At 70.4% G+C, this 16,242-nt stretch carries 17 protein-coding genes; 5 read left to right on the top strand and 12 right to left on the bottom strand.

Annotation, left to right across the window (positions count from 1 at the left end):
* Window positions 1–292: 292 nt before the first annotated feature.
* The 4 genes from E6G06_15965 to E6G06_15950 form a co-directional block, all read right to left on the bottom strand.
* Window positions 293–739 (bottom strand): DUF4234 domain-containing protein, encoded by a 447-nt coding sequence (locus tag E6G06_15965; protein TML88651.1) that lies wholly within the window; start codon window positions 737–739, stop codon window positions 293–295.
* Window positions 736–2,817 carry an MMPL family transporter gene (locus E6G06_15960; GenBank protein ID TML88650.1) on the bottom strand — a complete coding sequence of 694 codons (2,082 nt, stop codon included), beginning with the start codon at window positions 2,815–2,817 and terminating at the stop codon, window positions 736–738. The genes E6G06_15965 and E6G06_15960 overlap by 4 nt, the downstream gene beginning before the upstream one ends.
* 82 nt (window positions 2,818–2,899) lie before the next feature.
* Window positions 2,900–3,562 carry a response regulator transcription factor gene (locus E6G06_15955; protein ID TML88649.1) on the bottom strand — a complete coding sequence of 221 codons (663 nt, stop codon included), beginning with the start codon at window positions 3,560–3,562 and terminating at the stop codon, window positions 2,900–2,902.
* On the bottom strand, window positions 3,559–4,686 hold the full coding sequence (locus E6G06_15950; protein ID TML88648.1) for a sensor histidine kinase: 1,128 nt from the start codon (window positions 4,684–4,686) through the stop codon (window positions 3,559–3,561). Before E6G06_15950 ends, E6G06_15955 begins: the two co-directional genes overlap by 4 nt.
* Window positions 4,687–4,775: 89 nt before the next feature.
* On the opposite strand from E6G06_15950, the gene E6G06_15945 reads away from it, so the two are divergent.
* The 3 genes from E6G06_15945 to E6G06_15935 are packed head-to-tail and all read left to right on the top strand — an operon-like array spanning window position 4,776 to window position 6,516.
* Window positions 4,776–5,147 (top strand): hypothetical protein, encoded by a 372-nt coding sequence (locus tag E6G06_15945; GenBank protein TML88647.1) that lies wholly within the window; start codon window positions 4,776–4,778, stop codon window positions 5,145–5,147.
* A complete protein-coding gene (locus tag E6G06_15940) occupies window positions 5,144–5,764 on the top strand; it encodes a hypothetical protein (GenBank protein TML88646.1) in 621 nt (206 codons plus the stop codon). Before E6G06_15945 ends, E6G06_15940 begins: the two co-directional genes overlap by 4 nt.
* Window positions 5,765–5,793: 29 nt before the next feature.
* A complete protein-coding gene (locus E6G06_15935) occupies window positions 5,794–6,516 on the top strand; it encodes a maleylpyruvate isomerase family mycothiol-dependent enzyme (GenBank protein TML88645.1) in 723 nt (240 codons plus the stop codon).
* 9 nt (window positions 6,517–6,525) lie between these two features.
* On the opposite strand, the gene E6G06_15930 is transcribed toward E6G06_15935, so the two are convergent.
* The 4 genes from E6G06_15930 to E6G06_15915 all read right to left on the bottom strand — a co-directional run bounded on the left by E6G06_15930 (window position 6,526) and on the right by E6G06_15915 (window position 8,999).
* Window positions 6,526–7,356, bottom strand: a complete 831-nt coding sequence (locus E6G06_15930) for an alpha/beta hydrolase (GenBank protein TML88644.1) — start codon at window positions 7,354–7,356, stop codon at window positions 6,526–6,528.
* A 25-nt stretch (window positions 7,357–7,381) separates the two neighbouring features.
* A complete protein-coding gene (locus tag E6G06_15925) occupies window positions 7,382–8,005 on the bottom strand; it encodes an alpha-ketoglutarate-dependent dioxygenase AlkB (protein ID TML88643.1) in 624 nt (207 codons plus the stop codon).
* Window positions 8,002–8,589 (bottom strand): HD domain-containing protein, encoded by a 588-nt coding sequence (locus E6G06_15920; protein TML88652.1) that lies wholly within the window; start codon window positions 8,587–8,589, stop codon window positions 8,002–8,004. Before E6G06_15920 ends, E6G06_15925 begins: the two co-directional genes overlap by 4 nt.
* Window positions 8,590–8,660: 71 nt before the next feature.
* A complete protein-coding gene (locus tag E6G06_15915; GenBank protein TML88642.1) occupies window positions 8,661–8,999 on the bottom strand; it encodes an antibiotic biosynthesis monooxygenase in 339 nt (112 codons plus the stop codon).
* Between the two features lie 182 nt (window positions 9,000–9,181).
* Here E6G06_15915 and E6G06_15910 point away from each other — a divergent pair, with 182 nt between their 5' ends.
* A complete protein-coding gene (locus E6G06_15910) occupies window positions 9,182–10,402 on the top strand; it encodes a hypothetical protein (GenBank protein ID TML88641.1) in 1,221 nt (406 codons plus the stop codon).
* Window positions 10,403–10,425: 23 nt separating this feature from the next.
* Here the strand turns inward: E6G06_15910 and E6G06_15905 are convergent, their stop codons facing one another.
* Together E6G06_15905 and E6G06_15900 are read right to left on the bottom strand one after the other, a co-directional pair.
* Window positions 10,426–11,538, bottom strand: a complete 1,113-nt coding sequence (locus tag E6G06_15905) for an amidohydrolase (GenBank protein ID TML88640.1) — start codon at window positions 11,536–11,538, stop codon at window positions 10,426–10,428.
* Complete coding sequence (locus E6G06_15900) at window positions 11,535–13,193, bottom strand: amidohydrolase (GenBank protein TML88639.1); 1,659 nt, start codon at window positions 13,191–13,193, stop codon at window positions 11,535–11,537. Before E6G06_15900 ends, E6G06_15905 begins: the two co-directional genes overlap by 4 nt.
* A gap of 144 nt (window positions 13,194–13,337) precedes the next feature.
* Between E6G06_15900 and E6G06_15895 the strand changes: the two genes are divergently transcribed.
* Window positions 13,338–14,153: a phytanoyl-CoA dioxygenase family protein gene (locus E6G06_15895; GenBank protein TML88638.1), complete on the top strand. Its 816-nt coding sequence runs from the start codon at window positions 13,338–13,340 to the stop codon at window positions 14,151–14,153.
* On the opposite strand, the gene E6G06_15890 is transcribed toward E6G06_15895, so the two are convergent.
* Both E6G06_15890 and E6G06_15885 read right to left on the bottom strand, forming a co-directional pair.
* Window positions 14,131–15,108, bottom strand: a complete 978-nt coding sequence (locus E6G06_15890; protein TML88637.1) for a cation diffusion facilitator family transporter — start codon at window positions 15,106–15,108, stop codon at window positions 14,131–14,133. The genes E6G06_15895 and E6G06_15890 overlap by 23 nt on opposite strands.
* The gene (locus E6G06_15885; protein ID TML88636.1) at window positions 15,105–16,229 is read right to left on the bottom strand and encodes an AI-2E family transporter; all 1,125 of its coding nucleotides are present in this window, start codon (window positions 16,227–16,229) and stop codon (window positions 15,105–15,107) included. Before E6G06_15885 ends, E6G06_15890 begins: the two co-directional genes overlap by 4 nt.
* Window positions 16,230–16,242: the final 13 nt, after the last annotated feature.

Here is a 16,242-nt window from a genome sequence, read left to right as displayed (position 1 = left end):
CACCCGCACCTCGCCAGTGGTCGGACTCGGCCACCCTTCGGGCGGCCAGCGCCTTGCCCGCAGCCACCAGCTTCTCCATGGACACGAACGCGTCGACGAATGCGACAGCCGCGTCGACCTACAGCGCCTCGGGGTCGAGGCCGGCCACGAAGTCACGCAACGCCGCTTCCATCTCCTGCAGACGCATGACCTACTCCACGTCCAGGGCTGCAGCTCACGGGGAAGCGAACGTATGTTCGATGGTAGCAGGCCCCACCGACAAGCGGCAAGCACCAATCGAAGATTTTTCGTCCTACGCGGGACGCGCGCCCTTGCTGATCCAGAACTCGTTGAGCGACTGCTGCACCTTGAGGTACCAGATGATGTTGCCGATCAGCGGCAACAGGAACCAGAGGCCCCAGAGCGGGGTGACCGGGCTCTGGCGACCATCGCGTTCGTACATGTTCTTGATCTCGTTCGGGATCGTGAACATGAGGACGATCGAGAGAATGATGTAGACGACGACGCCGAGCACGCCGCCGAGGCCGTCGCCGGTGTACTTCTTGAGGTCCTCGCTGGTGCGGTAGGTCCAGAGCGCGCCCCAGATCCCGAACGTGACGATGGTGAGCAGGATGACGAGACCGGGGCTGTAGTAGACGCCACCGACGGCCTCGGGCACGACACCGACCGGCGGTTGGTAGCCGCCGGGCGGCGGTGGAGGCGGCGGTGGGGGAGGGGGAGGCTGCGGTATGTCACTCATGGCGCGAACGTAGCCGCACGGACCTCGGGCTTCCCGGGGCCGGCCGTGAGCCGGTGCAGCCGGCGGAGCGGCCGCGGGGCCCACCAGTTGCGGTCGCCCATCAGCTTCATGGCGGCCGGCACGAGCAGGGTGCGGACGAAGGTGGCGTCGATCACGACCGCCACCGCCAGGCCCAGCCCGAGCTCCTTGACCACGAGGAAGCCCCCGGTCGCGAAGCCCGCGAACACCACGACGATGAGCAGGGCGGCCGAGGTGATGATGCGGCCGGTGTGCTGCAGCCCCTCGGCGACCGCGGTGTCGTTGTCGCCGATGCGCTCGTACACCTCCTTGATACGCGAGAGCAGGAACACCTCGTAGTCCGTCGACAGGCCCAGGGCGAACAGCAGCACGAGGACGGGAGCGAGCACGTCGAGCGAGCCCGTCGACTCGAAGCCCAGCACGCCCGACAGGTGACCTTCCTGGAACACCCACGCCAGCACGCCCAGCGTGGCGCCGAGCGACAGCGCGTTCATCACCAACGCCTTCAACGCCACCACGACCGAGCTGGTCATGATGAAGAGCAGGACGAGCGTGGCGAGGGCGACGATCGCGAGCGCAGTCGGAAGCCGACCGAACAGCGCGGCCTTGAAGTCCACCATCTCTGCGGCGTTGCCGGTGACGAGGACAGGGAACGCAGGTCGGTCACGGCGCAGCGAGTGCACCAGACGCTGTCCGGCCTCGCTCTGTCCGTCACCTGCGGGCACGATGTCGACCACCGACATACCGCTGCGGTCGTCGACTGCCACCGAACGGACGCCGGGAAGCCCGCGCACCTCGTCGACCCATGCCTCGAGCCGCGGGTCGGTCGAGGACGTGCGCGCCACCACCGTCACCGGCTCCGCCACCTGCGCCGGGAACTGTGCGTGTCCGATGTCCCAGAGCTGACGCGACGGCGACGAGCGCGGGAGCGAACGGCCGTCGGGCCGCCCGAAGCTCGCGTGCAGGAGCGGCGTGGCGACGACGACGAGCCCGAGCCCCACGACGAGGATTACGGGCACCGCCCGCCGCTGCACCAGCCGGGCGATGCGAGCGAAGTAGCCGTGACAGCCCGCGACCCCGGCCGTCACGCGTCCGACGCCGATGCGCCGGCCCGCCACCGCGAGCAGCGCGGGGGCAAGGGTCAGGGCGGCGGCCATGGCCGCGAGCACCACGCCGATGCCCCCGGCGGCGATGGAGTGGAGCGCGGGCACGTCGAGGGCGAACAGGCCGCAGAGGGCGACCGCGACGGTGAGGGCCGAGAAGGCGACGGTCACCCCGGCCGTTGCGACGGTGCGCTCGACCGCGTGCTCGATCTCGAGGCCGGCCGCGCGCTCCTCGCGGAAGCGGTTCACCATGAGGAGGCCGTAATCGATGCCGAGTCCGAGGCCGAACATGGTGGCGACGTTGACGGCGAACACCGACACGTCGCCGAGCGCGGTGGTGGCGAGGAGGAAGATGAACGCGCCCGACACCCCGGCGAGCGCGATGAGAAGAGGAACGCCGGCCGCCACGACGCCGCCGAAGATCACGATCATGGTGGCTAGTGCGACGGGCAGGGCGACGGCCTCGCCGCGCTGCAGGTCCTTCTGTGATTGGGCGGAGAACTCTTCATCCTGCAAGAGGTCGCCACCGACGACCACCCGACGGGCCGAGATGCGTCGCAGCCGGTCTCGAGCGGCATCGACGGCTGCGCTCCGTTCCTCGTCGCTCTGCCCCTTGGCGAACGCGACATCGACCGCGATCGACCTGCCGTCGCGCGAGCGGATGCCGTCCTGCACGTGGGCAACGCCCCGGAGATGACGCACGTCGTCGGCCGCGGCGGCAACGTCCGGGGGCCGCGCGCCTTGGGCGACCGCGTAGATGTGCCCGTCGTCGCCCCCCGCGCGAGAGAGCAGTCGATTGGCTCGCTGCGACTCGTAGTGGGGAGCGGTATCGACGTCGGATGTGAGTGACGAACCGACACCGGCGGCGGCGAGCACGCCGAGCAGCGTGAGCGCACCCCAGACGGTGATGACGAGGCGACGGCGGCGAAACGTGAACTGACCGAGGCGCGTGAACATGATTCGGACGGTACGGGAACGTGGGCCCGGCGTCGTCAGCCCGGGGCGTGAACGTGGTCTCCGACTGCGGTCGGAGACACGGTCATCCGCCGGGGGCGACCAACCCGACGTCGTACGCGAGGATCACCGCCTGCACCCGGTCGCGCAGGTCGAGCTTCATGAGCACGTGGCCGAAATGCGTCTTCACGGTCGCGCCGCTCACGTAGAGCGCTTCGGCGATCTCCGTGTTCGACAAGCCCCGGGCGACGAGCTCGAGCACCTCACGCTCGCGTCCGGTGAGGACGTCGAGCCGGGCGGAGCGGTCCGCCTGCAGGGGGCGGCGGGCGAAGTCCTCGACGAGGCGGCGGGTCACCGACGGTGCGAGCAGGGCCTCCCCGCCCGCGATCACCCGGATGCCGCGAGCGAGCTCGTCGCGGGGGACGTCCTTCAGCAGGAAGCCACTGGCTCCCGCGCGCAGCGCTTCGTACACGTACTCGTCGAGGTCGAAGGTCGTAAGCACCAGCACCTTCACCGGGTCGCGCGCGTCGGAGCCCGCCAGCCGGCGCGTCGCCTCGATCCCGTCCATCACCGGCATACGGACGTCCATGAGCACGACGTCGGGCTTCAGGGCGTGAGCCTGCGCGACGGCCACCTCGCCGTTCTCGGCCTCGCCCACCACCTCGATGTCGTCGTGGGCGTCGAGGATCATGCGGAAGCCGGCGCGCACGAGGGCCTGGTCGTCGACGACGAGGACGCGGATGCTCACCGTGGAAGACGCGCGCTCACTGCGAACCCACCTCCAGGCCGGTTGCCGGCGGTCAGCTCACCGCCGAGGAGGTCGACGCGCTCCCGCATGCCGACGAGCCCGTGGCCGCCGTTGGTGCGGGTCGCCCCGCACCCCTCGTCGCGGATCTCGAGATCGAGCTGATGAGGCAGGAAGCGAACGTTCACCTCCGCGCGCGCAGATCCCGCGTGCTTGAGCACGTTGGTCAGCGCCTCTTGCACGATGCGATACGCAGACAGGTCGACGCCGTCCGGGAGTGGTACGTCACGACTGCCCTCGACGGTGAGGTCGACGGCGACGCCGGCGTCGCGAACGCGCGCGACGAGGTCGTCGAGGTCGTCGAGACCGGGCTGGGGCTCCGTTGCCGCGCTCGTCGGGCTCGCCGTCGCGTCCCTGTCGACGTCGCGCAGGACGCCGAGCACGCGTCGCAGCTCGGTGAGCGCGTCGCGCGCCGCGTCGCCGATGGTGGCGAGCACGGTTGCCGCCCGCGCAGGTTGGTCGGGGAGCAGCGCCTGGCCCGCCTCGGCCTGGATGGCGATGACGCTCACCTGATGCGCGGCGATGTCGTGGAGCTCGCGGGCGATGCGCAGCCGTTCATCGGCCGCCGCCTGCCTCGCCTGCTTGGCGGCGCGGTCGCGCAGCTCGACGGTATAGGCACCGAGCAGCCAGGCCGAGCCCACGGTGACGAAGGCCGTGAACCAGTCGCCCAAGCTCGCGTCGGCCCACCTCGAGGCGAGGCTGCCCGTGATGAAGATGGCGGTGGCCACGGCGGCGCGCAGGGCTGTGCGCCGGGGTGTGTAGGCGGCGACGGTGTAGACGCCGAGGAGGGCGCCGAAGGGGAGCGGAGGGTCGACGTAGGGGGCCATGCCGTAGACGCAGGCGGCGATCCCGGTGACGAGCCAGATCGCCACCGGGTGCCGCCGGCGGGCCACGAGGACCAGGTGCTCGACGAGGAGCAGCACGATGGCGAGCGCGGGCGCGTGCTCGTGCGGGTCCTCGTGCTGATGGGCGACGATGACGACGCTGGCGATGGCGACGGCCGCGAGGACGACGGCGAGCAGCGCGTCCTGCACCACGTCGGGCACGGTCGCGAGCCGCCTGCGCACGAGGTCGACGGTACCGGCCGGCGCGGTTGGCCGCCTCAGACCGGAGTAGGAGATCTCGGCTCCGTCACGCCTCGTTCGTACCGTCAGGCGTGCGCCGATGGATCAGAGCACGCCGAGCCCCACGGTCGAACGTCAAGGTTCTCGACGGGCTCGATGTCACCCGCATGCACGAGCGGCTCGCGGTCGGCCCGCGCGTGTTGCACGCCAACCTCCTGCACCTCGGAGAGGAGTGGCCGGTCGCTCGTCAGACCGTGCGCGTCTACGTCTGGATGACGGGCTTCGAGATCGGGTCGCCCGTGGAGTGGTCGGGCCGCGAGCACGCTGGCGACTACCACGGTGTCGGGTTCTGGGACGACCTGACGGGAGGCGATCTCGTGTTGTCGGCATCGGTGGGGCCATTGGCTCACCTCGGCCGTGGCGACCGGGTGCTCGTCGCCGCCGGCCACCTCTACGGCCGATGAGGGCGCGCCTCGTCTCCTACGGCACCAAGACCGCGGCCCACTGGAGGCAGGGCGAGTGCGAACGCTGCGGTGCCTGGCTCCCGCCGATGCCGGGAAGCCACGAGGAGCATCCGGACGCTGCCGTTTGGGACTACGTCTTCACGTGCCTGGCCTGCGGCCAGGAGCACGTTCGGCGCGACTCGATCCCACCCGAGCGGTGGACCGAGGACCCCGACGTCACCTACCACGAGCCCGGTAGCCGGGCGCCCGAGCCGGTCCGCGACCCTGACGGGTGCCGGGGGGCCGAGCGGCTCTCTGTCGCCGAGAAAGCGCTGGTTCGCGACTGTTGGGCGATGCTCGACAGCCTGCGCGAGTCCTTCACCATCCACCAGGTCGTCTACATCTGGGACATCGCCAGATCACTCGAAGCCCAGGACATCGCCGCGCTCGTCGCGGCCGCCGCCGAATACGTGAACCTTCTCGACTACGAGGCCGTCCACGGAAAGGAAGTGGGGACCTACTACGGCGACGAGGGCGATGTCACTCCCCTCCGCGCCGACCTCGACCAAATTCCCCTGGCGCGCGACCTGCGAGCTGGTCGTGCGTCTCCCTGGCTGCCGCTCCATCGACTCGCCTGACGAGCATCCGTCTGTCGTACGATCCGGCCATGGACTACGCCGAGCACGTCGACGCCGCGGAACGAGGCACGCAGGCGATGATCGCCGCCTTCCGCAACGCCGAACCCGATGCACGCGTCCCGTCGTGTCCCGAGTGGGCCCTCGCCGACCTCGCCGAGCACGTCGGTGGCTTCACCGGGTTCTGGGCCCATGTGCTGTGCGAAGGCACCGGTCGCCCCAAAGCGCCGATTCCCGAGCACCGGCTCGGCCAGCCGCTCGGAGACTGGTACGCGAGCCTGGCGCCGTTGCTCGTCGACGAGCTGCGCGCGACACCGCCGGAGACCGCCGTGTGGACCTGGGCCGACGACAAGTCCGCTCGATTCGTCGCCCGCCGGTGCGCGCACGAGCTCGCCATCCACCGCTTCGACGCCCAGCTCGCCGGGGGAGCCCCGCAACCCGTCGACGCCGCCCTGGCCGCCGACGGCATCGACGAGATCTTCTACATGGTCGACGCCGCGTCCGACCGCGCCGGGCGGGGCGAGGGCGAGACGCTGCACCTGCACGGCACCGATCGCGACGACGAGTGGCTGCTCACGCTCGACCCCGACGGGCTCCAGGTCGAGCGCCGCCACGCCAAGGCGGACCTCGCGCTTCGCGGCGCGGTCTCCGACCTCGAGCTGCTGCTGTACCAGCGGCCGACGCTCGGCGAGGTCGAGCGCCTCGGCGACGAGAGCGTGTTGGACGCGTGGCAGCGCGTCTTCACCTTCGGTTGACCGGCGCGCTCAGGCGGTTGCTGCGCGGGCGTGCTCGGTCACCAACGACACCAGCCGGTCCCAGTACTCGGGCGGATAGTCGTGCCCCATGCCCTCGATGAGCACGAAGCGGGCGCCGGGGATCGCCTCGGCCGTACGCCGACCACCACTCGGATCGACGAGCCGGTCTGCGTCGCCGTGCAGCACCAGCGCCGGCGTGCGCACGTCGCCCAACGCGGCCGTGCGGCTGCCCGCGGCGATGATCGCAGCCATCTGGCGCGCCTGACCTTCAGGGTAGAAGCATCGGTCGTAGGCCTCGGCGGCATTGTCCGTCAGCCGGGGCTCGTCGTAACACGCGGGGCTGCCCCACGTGCGCGCGGATTCGAGATGGCGCGCGACGTAGTCGTCTCGGCTCTCGGGTGGTGGCGACAGGATGAGCCGCAGCGCGTCGGGTGCCGGGTTGCCGACGTCGGGGTCGCCGGTGGTCGACATCACCGACGTGATCGACAACAGCCGGTCGGGGTGCTCGATCGCCATCGTCTGCACGATCATCCCGCCCATCGACACGCCCATGACGTGCGCGCGCTCGACCCCCGCCGCGTCGAGCACGGCGACGGCGTCGGCGGCCATGTCGCTCGGTGTGTACGGCATCGCCGCGCCGTCGAGCTTGGACGACAGGCCTACGTCTCGGTTGTCGAACCGGATGACGCGGAACCCCTCGGCCGCGAACTTCTCGCACCACTCCTCGCGATAGGCGATGCACTGACTGCTGAGCCCGTTGACCAAGAGCAGCGCGGGGTCGTCCCGGCTGCCGAACGTCTCGTAGTACAGGTCCACGTCGCCGTTGTGCGCGAATGCCATCGTCAAGGTGTAGCAGCTGCCGGGCTCACGCGCCGTGGCGAAAGGTGATGCTGATGCGCGGGCCCGCTTTGGCGACCTTGGGCACCGTGTGCTCCCATGTGCGTTGCGTGCTGCCGCCGGTGACGAGCAGGTCGCCGCGTCCGAGGAGGAGCGCCCGGCTCCTTCCGCCCGTGCCGGGACGGAGCAGGAACCGGCGAGGCTCGCCGACCGACAGGATGGCGACGAGCGGATCGTCGATCTCGCGTGCGATGCGATCGCGGTGCCAGGCCACGCTGTCGCGGCCGTCGCGATAGAGGTTGAGCCCCGCCGAGTCGAACGTCACCCGGTAGCGCTGCGAGAGGGCAAGACGCATCTCCTCGATGAGCGGCAGGAACGGCGGCTCGCCGGACTCGAGCCTCCACCAGGCGGTGAGCCGGGGCTGGTCGACCATGCGCCCGTACATCGGCACGACGTGGTGCTCCCACGGCGCTCCTTCTCGCAACTGGTGGAAGACGTCGTCGCTGCCCGACAGCCAGCCCGGTGCCCGATCGACCCAGGCGGTCTCGTCCAGCTGGACACGCGCGAGTGTCGCGAACCCGACGTCGATCGCCGGCTCGGTCGCTCCCGCGAGCAACGAGGGCTGCCACGCGAGCGGCGCCGCGTCGCTCATTTGTCGTTCCCGACCAGGCGTTCGAGCTCGGCGACGGTGCGGTTCAGCTCGTCGGACAGCGGCGAGTGAAGCCGCTCGTGGAAGACCGCGGCGAGCGAGCGGTAGTACCCGAGCTGTCGCTCGGGGTCGTTCTCGTTGAACCGGTTCCACACGTCGACGTGCTGCCGGAGGTCGGAGAGGATGCACCGGGCGTTGTGCAGCTTGTCGGCGGCGGCCACGACCAGCGACCGCTCGGGCGCCTCGCGCAGATGCTCGATGTAGCGCTGCTTGCGCAGGCCCCACGCCTCCTTGGTCTGGCCGGCGGTGGTGTCGACCAGGCTGTCGGAGAGGTCGCGCACGATGGCGGCGACCTCGGCGCCGAACTCGGCTTCGATGCGCCCGAGCTCGGCCTCCCCGCCTTTGTCCTCGGCCGAGTCGTGCAGGAACGCGGCCGCCACCTGCACCTCGTCACCGCCCGCCTCCATCACCAGCGCCGCGACCGACATCAGGTGGGAGAGGTAGGGGATGTCGGTCTCCTTGCGCGTCTCGCCCGCGAACTGCCGGGCCGCCTTGGTGAACGCTCGCTCGACCAACACAGCCGGAATTCTAGTCGCGATCCGCGACAGACGAACAGGTGTTCGATAGCGTGATGCGGGTGTCGGCAAACATGGTTGGCCTACGGTTCGGGTTCGCCTTCGAGGTCCAGTTCGGCCATCCGGTCCCACTGCTCACCTGGAACCTCGACGTTGACGATCTGTGGAACGTCGGCAAGTAACCGCGGCAGCCGCGCGATTGCGGACTTGAAGTGGGCCGAGTCGACGTGTGCCTTGCCAGCCGCGCCGTCCCGGAACGTCTCGATGAGCACCCACAGGTTGGGGTCCTCGGCGCTGCGGTACCAATCGAAAGAGATGTTGCCGGGCTCCGCACGGGTGGCGGTGGTGAACTCCTCGACCAGCGAGGTCCAGTCGTCGGCGTATTCCGGACGCACCGGGTGCTTGACGACGATGAGGATCATCAGCGCGGCTCCTTCCGGATTGGCTCCCGATTTCGCTCGCATGGATGCGCTCCGCGGCGCAGAGCGACCAGTTGACCAACGGAAGCCTGCCCCTGCGTAAGGGCCGGCGCCGTTCCGCCGATCACGTCGGGCGACGAGATCCGGGCATGGCGGGCGAGACGTTGAAGCGCGAAACTCACGGCATGAGGCGCGCCCTCGTGCTGGTCGTGGCTCCCATGCTGTTGGCGGGCTGCACCTGGATCACCCGCTCCTCGGTGCCCAATCAGTCCGGGCTCGGGACCGAAGGCAACGCCTCGAGCACGCATCCTTCGCTCTCCCAGCACGGCGGGGTCGTGGCCTTCGACTCGAGCGCCACCAACCTCGTCGGGAACGACCTCAACGGGGCGAGCGACGTGTTCGTCCGCGACCACGTGGCGAACAAGACCAAACGTGTCAGCGTCGCCGGCGCGGCGACCGAGGCGAACGGGCCCAGCCGCGACCCGGCGATCAGCGACGACGGCCGTTACGTCGCGTTCGAGACCAACGCGTCGAACCTTTTCCCCGGTGACGGCGACGGCAAGACCGACGTTGTGCTGCGGGATCGCGTCATGAACACGACGCAGGTGGTGAGCATCCAGCCCAACGGCGACCCGTTCATCCAGGATGCGATCGACCCGGCCATCAGCGGCAACGGCCGGTTCGTGTCGTTCAACGCGTACGTCCAGTTCATGTCGTTCTGCTGTGTGCTGACCGGGCCCTACGTACGCGACACCCTCAACAACACCACCACGCTGATGCCGCAGGTGGGCGGCGGCATCGCTTTCTCGGGCTATCCGTCGCCGTTGTCCGACGACGGCACGCGCATCGCGTACGGGGGCTTCGCCCCCCTCGACAACGGCACGGGCGACGCGTCATACGCCATCGCGGTGGCGAACACCGCGACCGCAACGATCGTCGCCAACGTCGCCAGCGGGACGCTGTCGCACCAGTACCAGACGTATTTCAACCTCGCGCTGTCGGGCGACGGGCACCTCGTCGCGGTGCTGTTCGGGAGCACGAGCGGAGGGCCACTGTTCACCTACGACCTCAACGCGCCCGGGCTCCACGAGGTGTTCGCCAACTTCGCCCAGACCCGGCAGGTGGCCCTCTCCGACAACGGAGGCGTGATCGCCTTCGAGGCCACGATCTCGGGCCGCAACGGCTGGTACCTCACCGATCCCACGGGCAGTCCGCCCAGGAACGTGAGCACCAACGGCTCGGGCACGCCGGCCTCGCGCGTCGACACCGCCGACCTCTCGGGCGACGGCAACTGGGTGGCGTTCGCCACCGACGACGCCGGCATGGTGAGCGGCGACGGCAACGGTGTCACCGACGTCTTCACCCGCTCGGCCGGGGCGGCCCAGAGCGGCCCGACCGAGCCGTGACGGCGCGACCGAACGTCTGACGGCTACAAGCCGTACAACGCGACGGCGTTGCCCCCGACGATGGCGGCCAGGTCGTCGTCGCCGACGCCCGCGAAGTCACGCTCGATGACCTTGCGGGAGTGGGGCCAGGTCGAGTCGGAGTGCGGGTAGTCGCTCGCCCACATCAGCTGGCCGATGCCCACCCGCTCGCGCGTCTCCACCGCCACCGGGTCCTTCTGGAAGGTGAACCAGCAGTTGTCGCGCAGGTACTCGCTGGGCTGGCGGCGGATCGGCGCCGCGTTGCGGCCCAGCCAGTTGTGATGGCGCTCGTACATCTGGTCGAGCCGGTAGGCGAGGTGCGCGACCCAGCCTGCGTCGTGCTCGGCGGAGACCACCCGCAGCGAGGGATGGCGATCGAACACGCCGCCGAAGATCAACAGCGCGAGCGTCTGTTGCATCTGCTGCACGACGCTCATCACCGTCATCATGAGGATCCCCGATCGCAGCGTGGGGTCGCCGCCCATCGCGCCGGTGAGGATGTGGAACGACACCGGCATCTCCCGCTGGGCGAGCGCCGCCCACAGCGGGTCGAAGCGGGCCTCGGCATAATGACCGTCGGCGGGCATGCCCGGCACCATCGCCCCGCGCAAGCCGTCGTCGGCGGTGCGGTCCACCTCGGTCACCCCCGCGTCGACTTCGACGGTCGGGATCATCGCCAACCCCACCAGCCGGCCCCGCCCCGCCTCGCAGTACTCGACCAGCCAGTCGTTGTAGGCGCGGATGCACGCGAGCTGGTAGTCGACGTCGGTCGACTGCGCGAGCGTCATCCCGACCGACGGGTAGAGGACCTCGGCCGCGATGCCGTCCATGTCCATGTCGGCCAGGCGGGCCACCGGGTCCCAGCCGCCCGATCGCAGCGACTCGACCTGGTCGCCCGTCCAGCGCAGCTCCTTCGACGACTTGCCCGCCGCGCCCGCCAGCCCGACGGGAAACGGGCGGAGGCCCTCGATGACGAACACGTGGCCGTGGTGCTCGTCCTCGACCATCTTCGGGGCGCGGTCCGCGAAGGGCCCGCCGGCCAGTCGCGAGGTCCACAGGTCGTGGGGCTCGAGCACGTGGCTGTCGGCAGAGATCACGCGCAGCTCGTTCGCGCTCATGGGGCGCCTCCTCGCATCAGGACGCCCGGACGGGCGTCGTCGACGTCCTTGCCGTCGGTCCGGATCGCAGTGCCGTTCACCCACACGTGCTCGATCCCGCGACTGTGGACGATGAGCCGGTCGGCTCCGCCGGGCAGGTCGAACACGCGCTCCATCGGCTCGACGCCCACCGTGTCGGGATCGAACGCGACCAGGTCGGCCGCGAACCCTTCGCGCACGAGGCCCCGCCCGCGCAGGCGGAACACCTGCGAAGGGTGCCCGGTGAGACGCCACACCGCCTGCTCGAGCGAGAGCACTCCCAACTCGCGCACCCAGTGCCCGAGCAGGTGGGTGGAGAAACAGGCGTCGCAGAGCTGGCTCGCGTGCGCGCCCGCGTCGGAGAGCCCGAGCAGGGTGCGCCCGTCCTGCAGCAGCCGGCCCACCTCCTCCTCGTCGTCGTTGGCGAGCACGATGCGAAAGCGCGTCTGCAGGTCCTCCTCGAGCGAGAGATCGACCACCACCTCGAACGGCTCGGTGCCGCGCTCGGCCGCCACCTCGGTCAGCGGTCGACCCACCAATGCGCCGAACCGTGCGGTCTCCTGCACCGACGCCTTCTCCCAACGCGAGCCCCAGCTCGACGCCACCTCGGGTCGGGCGCGCTCGCGCCATTCCGGGTCCGCATACAGGTCTGCGCGCTGTTCGCGGGGGAGGGCGAGCACCTCCTTGAACGCCGGCAGCATGGCGAACGCGAACGGGTCGGCCAGGTTGAGCTGCATGACGAGCGGGCGGCACGCGACCTGCGGCCACACCTCGCCTCCGAGCGCGGCCGTGCGCTCGACCAGGTCGACCGCCTTGCCCCGCCCGAACAGACCCGTGAGCAGCGCGGTCCACGACACCGGCCGGCCCACGTGCTTCGCAAGCTCGGCCAACTCGTCGAGGAACAGCCCCGCCCCGGGCGTCACCTGCACGATGCCGCGGCCCGCGTCCTTCAGGGCGGCGGCGATGCGGAACACCTCGTCCTTCTCGGCCAAGCGGCTGGGTACGGGCTTGCCCCAGGCCCCCGAGTGTGTCGGCGACTTCGACGTTGCGAACCCGATGGCACCCGCGTCGATCGCCTCACGCACGATGTCGTGCATGCGCGCCACCTCGTCGTCGGTGGCGGCCCGCTCCGTCGCGTCGTCGCCGAGCACGTAGAGGCGCAGCGGCGTGTGACCGATCATGGCGCCGACGTTGAGCCGCTTCGGCGTGGCGTCGAGCGTGTCGAGGTACTCGGGAAAGCTCTCGAACGTCCAGGGGATGCCGGCCTCGAGCGCCTCGAACGACATGCCCTCGACGTTCTCGAGCGTGCGCGCGATCGTCGCACGGTGCTCGGGTCGCGTCGGCGCGATGCCGAAGCCGCAGTTGCCCATCACCACCGTCGTGACCCCGTGCCACGACGACGGCGTGAGGTCGGGGTCCCACAGCACCTGCGCGTCGAAATGGGTGTGGATGTCGACGACGCCGGGAGCGAGGACGAGCCCGTCGAGCTCGATCACGTCGGCCCGCCCGGTGCCGGCCGGCAGCTCACCCGGCGCCGCGATTGCGGCGATGCGACCGTCGTCGATCCCGACGTCGGCGGCACGGGCCGGCGTGCCCGTGCCGTCGACCAGTCTTGCGCCACGGAGCACCAGGTCCATGCCCCGACGCTACGCCCTCAGCGCCGCGCCCGCTCCTGCTCGGTCAGCTCGCCGAGCTCGCGGTCGAGGTCGGCTGTCGATTCGCCGACGTGCACGGTGGGCAGGGCCCGGTCGAGGCGCCGGAGCTCGCGCTACCGTGCCGCCGTGTCCGCGGCTCTGCCCGATCTGTCGAGCGACTACGCGGTGCCGGAGCACCGCGTCGCCGAGTTCGAGCGAGAAGGCCACACCGTGCTGCGCGGTGTCTGCGCGAAGGAAGAGATCGCGGCGTACCGGCCCGTGATCGAGGCGGCGACGCAGAAGCACTCCACCGAGACGCGTCCGATCGAGGCGCGCGACACCTACAGCAGAGCCTTCCTCCAGGTGACCAACCTGTGGGTGCACGACGAGGGTGTTCGGCGCTTCGTGACCGCGCGGCGCTTCGCCAGGATCGCGGCGGAGCTGTTGGGCGTCGAGGGCGTGCGCCTCTATCACGACCAGGCGCTGTTCAAGGAGGCCGGCGGCGGGCACACGCCCTGGCACCAGGACCAGTTCTACTGGCCCTTCGACAGCGACCGGACCATCACGATGTGGATGCCGCTCGTCGACGTTCCCGCGGAGATCGGCACGATGACGTTCGCCGCCGGCACCCACAAGCTCGGCTACCTCGGCCGGTTCGGCATCTCCGACGAGTCTGACGCCGCGTTCCAAGCGCTCGTCGAGGAACGAGGCATCGCGCTGAGGACGCACGGCGAGGCGGCCGCGGGCGACGCCACATTTCACGCTGGATGGACCCTGCACCGCGCCGACGCCAACCCGACGGGCAACGTGCGGTCGGTGATGACGGTGATCTACTTCGCCGACGGTCTCCGTGCCGCGCAACCCGACCACGGCTTCCGTCGGCACGACCTGAGGACGTGGCTGCCGGGTGTCGAGCCCGGCGAGCCGGCGGCGAGCCCGCTCAACCCGCGGCTGTACCCGTAGCCCGGGCGTGGGCGATGTCGGGCTCGAGGTAGATCACGCGGGCCGCGGGCACGGCCGCGCGCATCGCCGCCTCCACGTCGTCGATCGCCTGAGCCAGCTCGGGCATGGTGAGATCGGGCGCGAACTCGAGCTTGGCCGCCACGAGCAGCTCGTCGGGCCCGAGGTGCTGCGTGCGCATGTGGATCAGGCCGCGTACGTGGGGCGCGGACTCGATCGCTCGCGCGATGTTCGTCGTCACCTCGGGCGACGCCGCCTCGCCGATGAGCAGGCTCTTCATCTCCACGACGAGGATCATGGCGATGACGCCCAGGAGCACGCCGATGGCGATGCTGCCCGCCGCGTCGAAGCGTGCGTTGCCGGTGAACTCGGCGAGGCTCACGCCAAACAACGCGAACGCAAGGCCGACGAGCGCGCCGGTGTCCTCCAACAGCACGACCGGGAGCTCGGGCACCTTGGCCCGGCGGATGAACGCCCACCACGACTCGTCGCCCTTGACGTGCCGGCTCTCGCGTACCGCGGTGCGTAGCGAGAGCGACTCGAAGACGATCGCCAGCAGCAGGATCGCGACCGCCCAGCCCGCCGAGTCGAGCTCGTGCGGGTTGCGCAGCTTCTCCTCACCCTCGAACAGCGCGAACAACGAGCCGAGGGTGAAGATCACCAGCGCGACGACGAACGCCCAGAAGTAGCGCTCGGTGCCGAAACCGAACGGATGCTCGGGCGTCGGGCGTCGACGGGCCTTGCGCTCGCCCAGCAGCAACAGGCCCTGGTTGCTCGTGTCGGCCACCGAGTGCACCGCCTCGGCGAGCATCGACGCCGCGCCGGTGAAGAAGAAGCCCACGAACTTGGCGAGGGCGATGCCCAGGTTGGCGAAGAAGGCGGCGATGATCGCGGTGCGGCTGCCCTCCGCCGGGTCGGCTGACGCGCCGCGCTCTCGGTCCCCACTGTCGTCGCTCATGGCCCCTCGCCGACCGTCCCGGTGCCGATGCCCTCGATGCCGAGGTCGGACGCCTCGATCACGTCCTCGTCGGTGGGCGCCATCTGCACGACCAGCGCCGCCAGCCAGGTGATGACGGCGATGCTGACGAGCGCACCGCCCAGGCCGTAGACCTCGAGGCCGACCATCAACGCGAACAGGCTGAGGAACGGGCCCACCTGCACCGCGGGATGCACGTAGCGGCGATCGACCAGGATCTCGGCCGCCTGGAGGACGAGGAGCCCGGCGGCCACGAGGATCGCAGTCGACGTCGACGTGAGCGCGGCCACGAGGATGATCACGAGGATGGTGCCGATGGCGATGCCGACCGTGGGCACCAGGCTCCAGGCGGCCACGAACAGGGCGAGCACCACCGGCCCCGGCACGTCGGCGGCAAGCATCATCAGATTGGTGGCGACTCCGACGACCGCGAACACCACCAGCCGCCACGCGAGGTGGATGAGCGCCCGCCGGTGGGCGCCCACCACCGTCTCCTCCACGCGTCGTCGTCGGGTGGTGTCGCGGATCTGCGCGAGTCCCGCGTGAAAGAGGCGATGGCCGTGGATCATGAGGAAGATCATGAGCACTCCGGCGGCGAGAAATGCGACGCTTCGGCTCGCCGTGGCGCGCAGCACCTCGGCCTGGTCACCGCCCTGCAGAGTGAGCGGCAGCTCGCGGACGAAGTCGCGCGTGCGCGCCTCGAGCTTGAAGGCCCGCGCCGGCTCACCCCACCGCTCGGACCGCTCGATGCGTCGCGCCGCCGCGGGCGCCTCGCGCCGGAGGCGGTCGGCTTGGGTGTGCACATCGTCGACGAGCAGCCAGACGACGCCCCCCACGCAGACGACGAGCACCACGAGGACGGTGAGGAAGGCCAGGACGCGGGGGATGTGCGCGCTCAGACGGGTGACGGCCGGTGAGAGCAGGCTGGCCACCACGCCGCTCGCCAGCAGCCACCCGAGCACGCGCGTGGACGAGCTCAGCACCGCGAGGACGACGAGCCCCAAGCCGAGCAGGGCCACCGCGGCGACCACCGACCGGGGGGTGACGAGGAGGGTGGTCGGAGCGCGTGGGCGGTCCGACGGTGTCGTCGGGCCGTTCGGCATCGATCGCTACAGT

This window comes from Actinomycetota bacterium (genome assembly GCA_005888325.1).
Lineage (GTDB): Bacteria > Actinomycetota > Acidimicrobiia > Acidimicrobiales > AC-14 > AC-14.
Note: the sequence above shows the minus strand (reverse complement) of the source record. Positions and strands in the feature narration are given on the sequence as shown.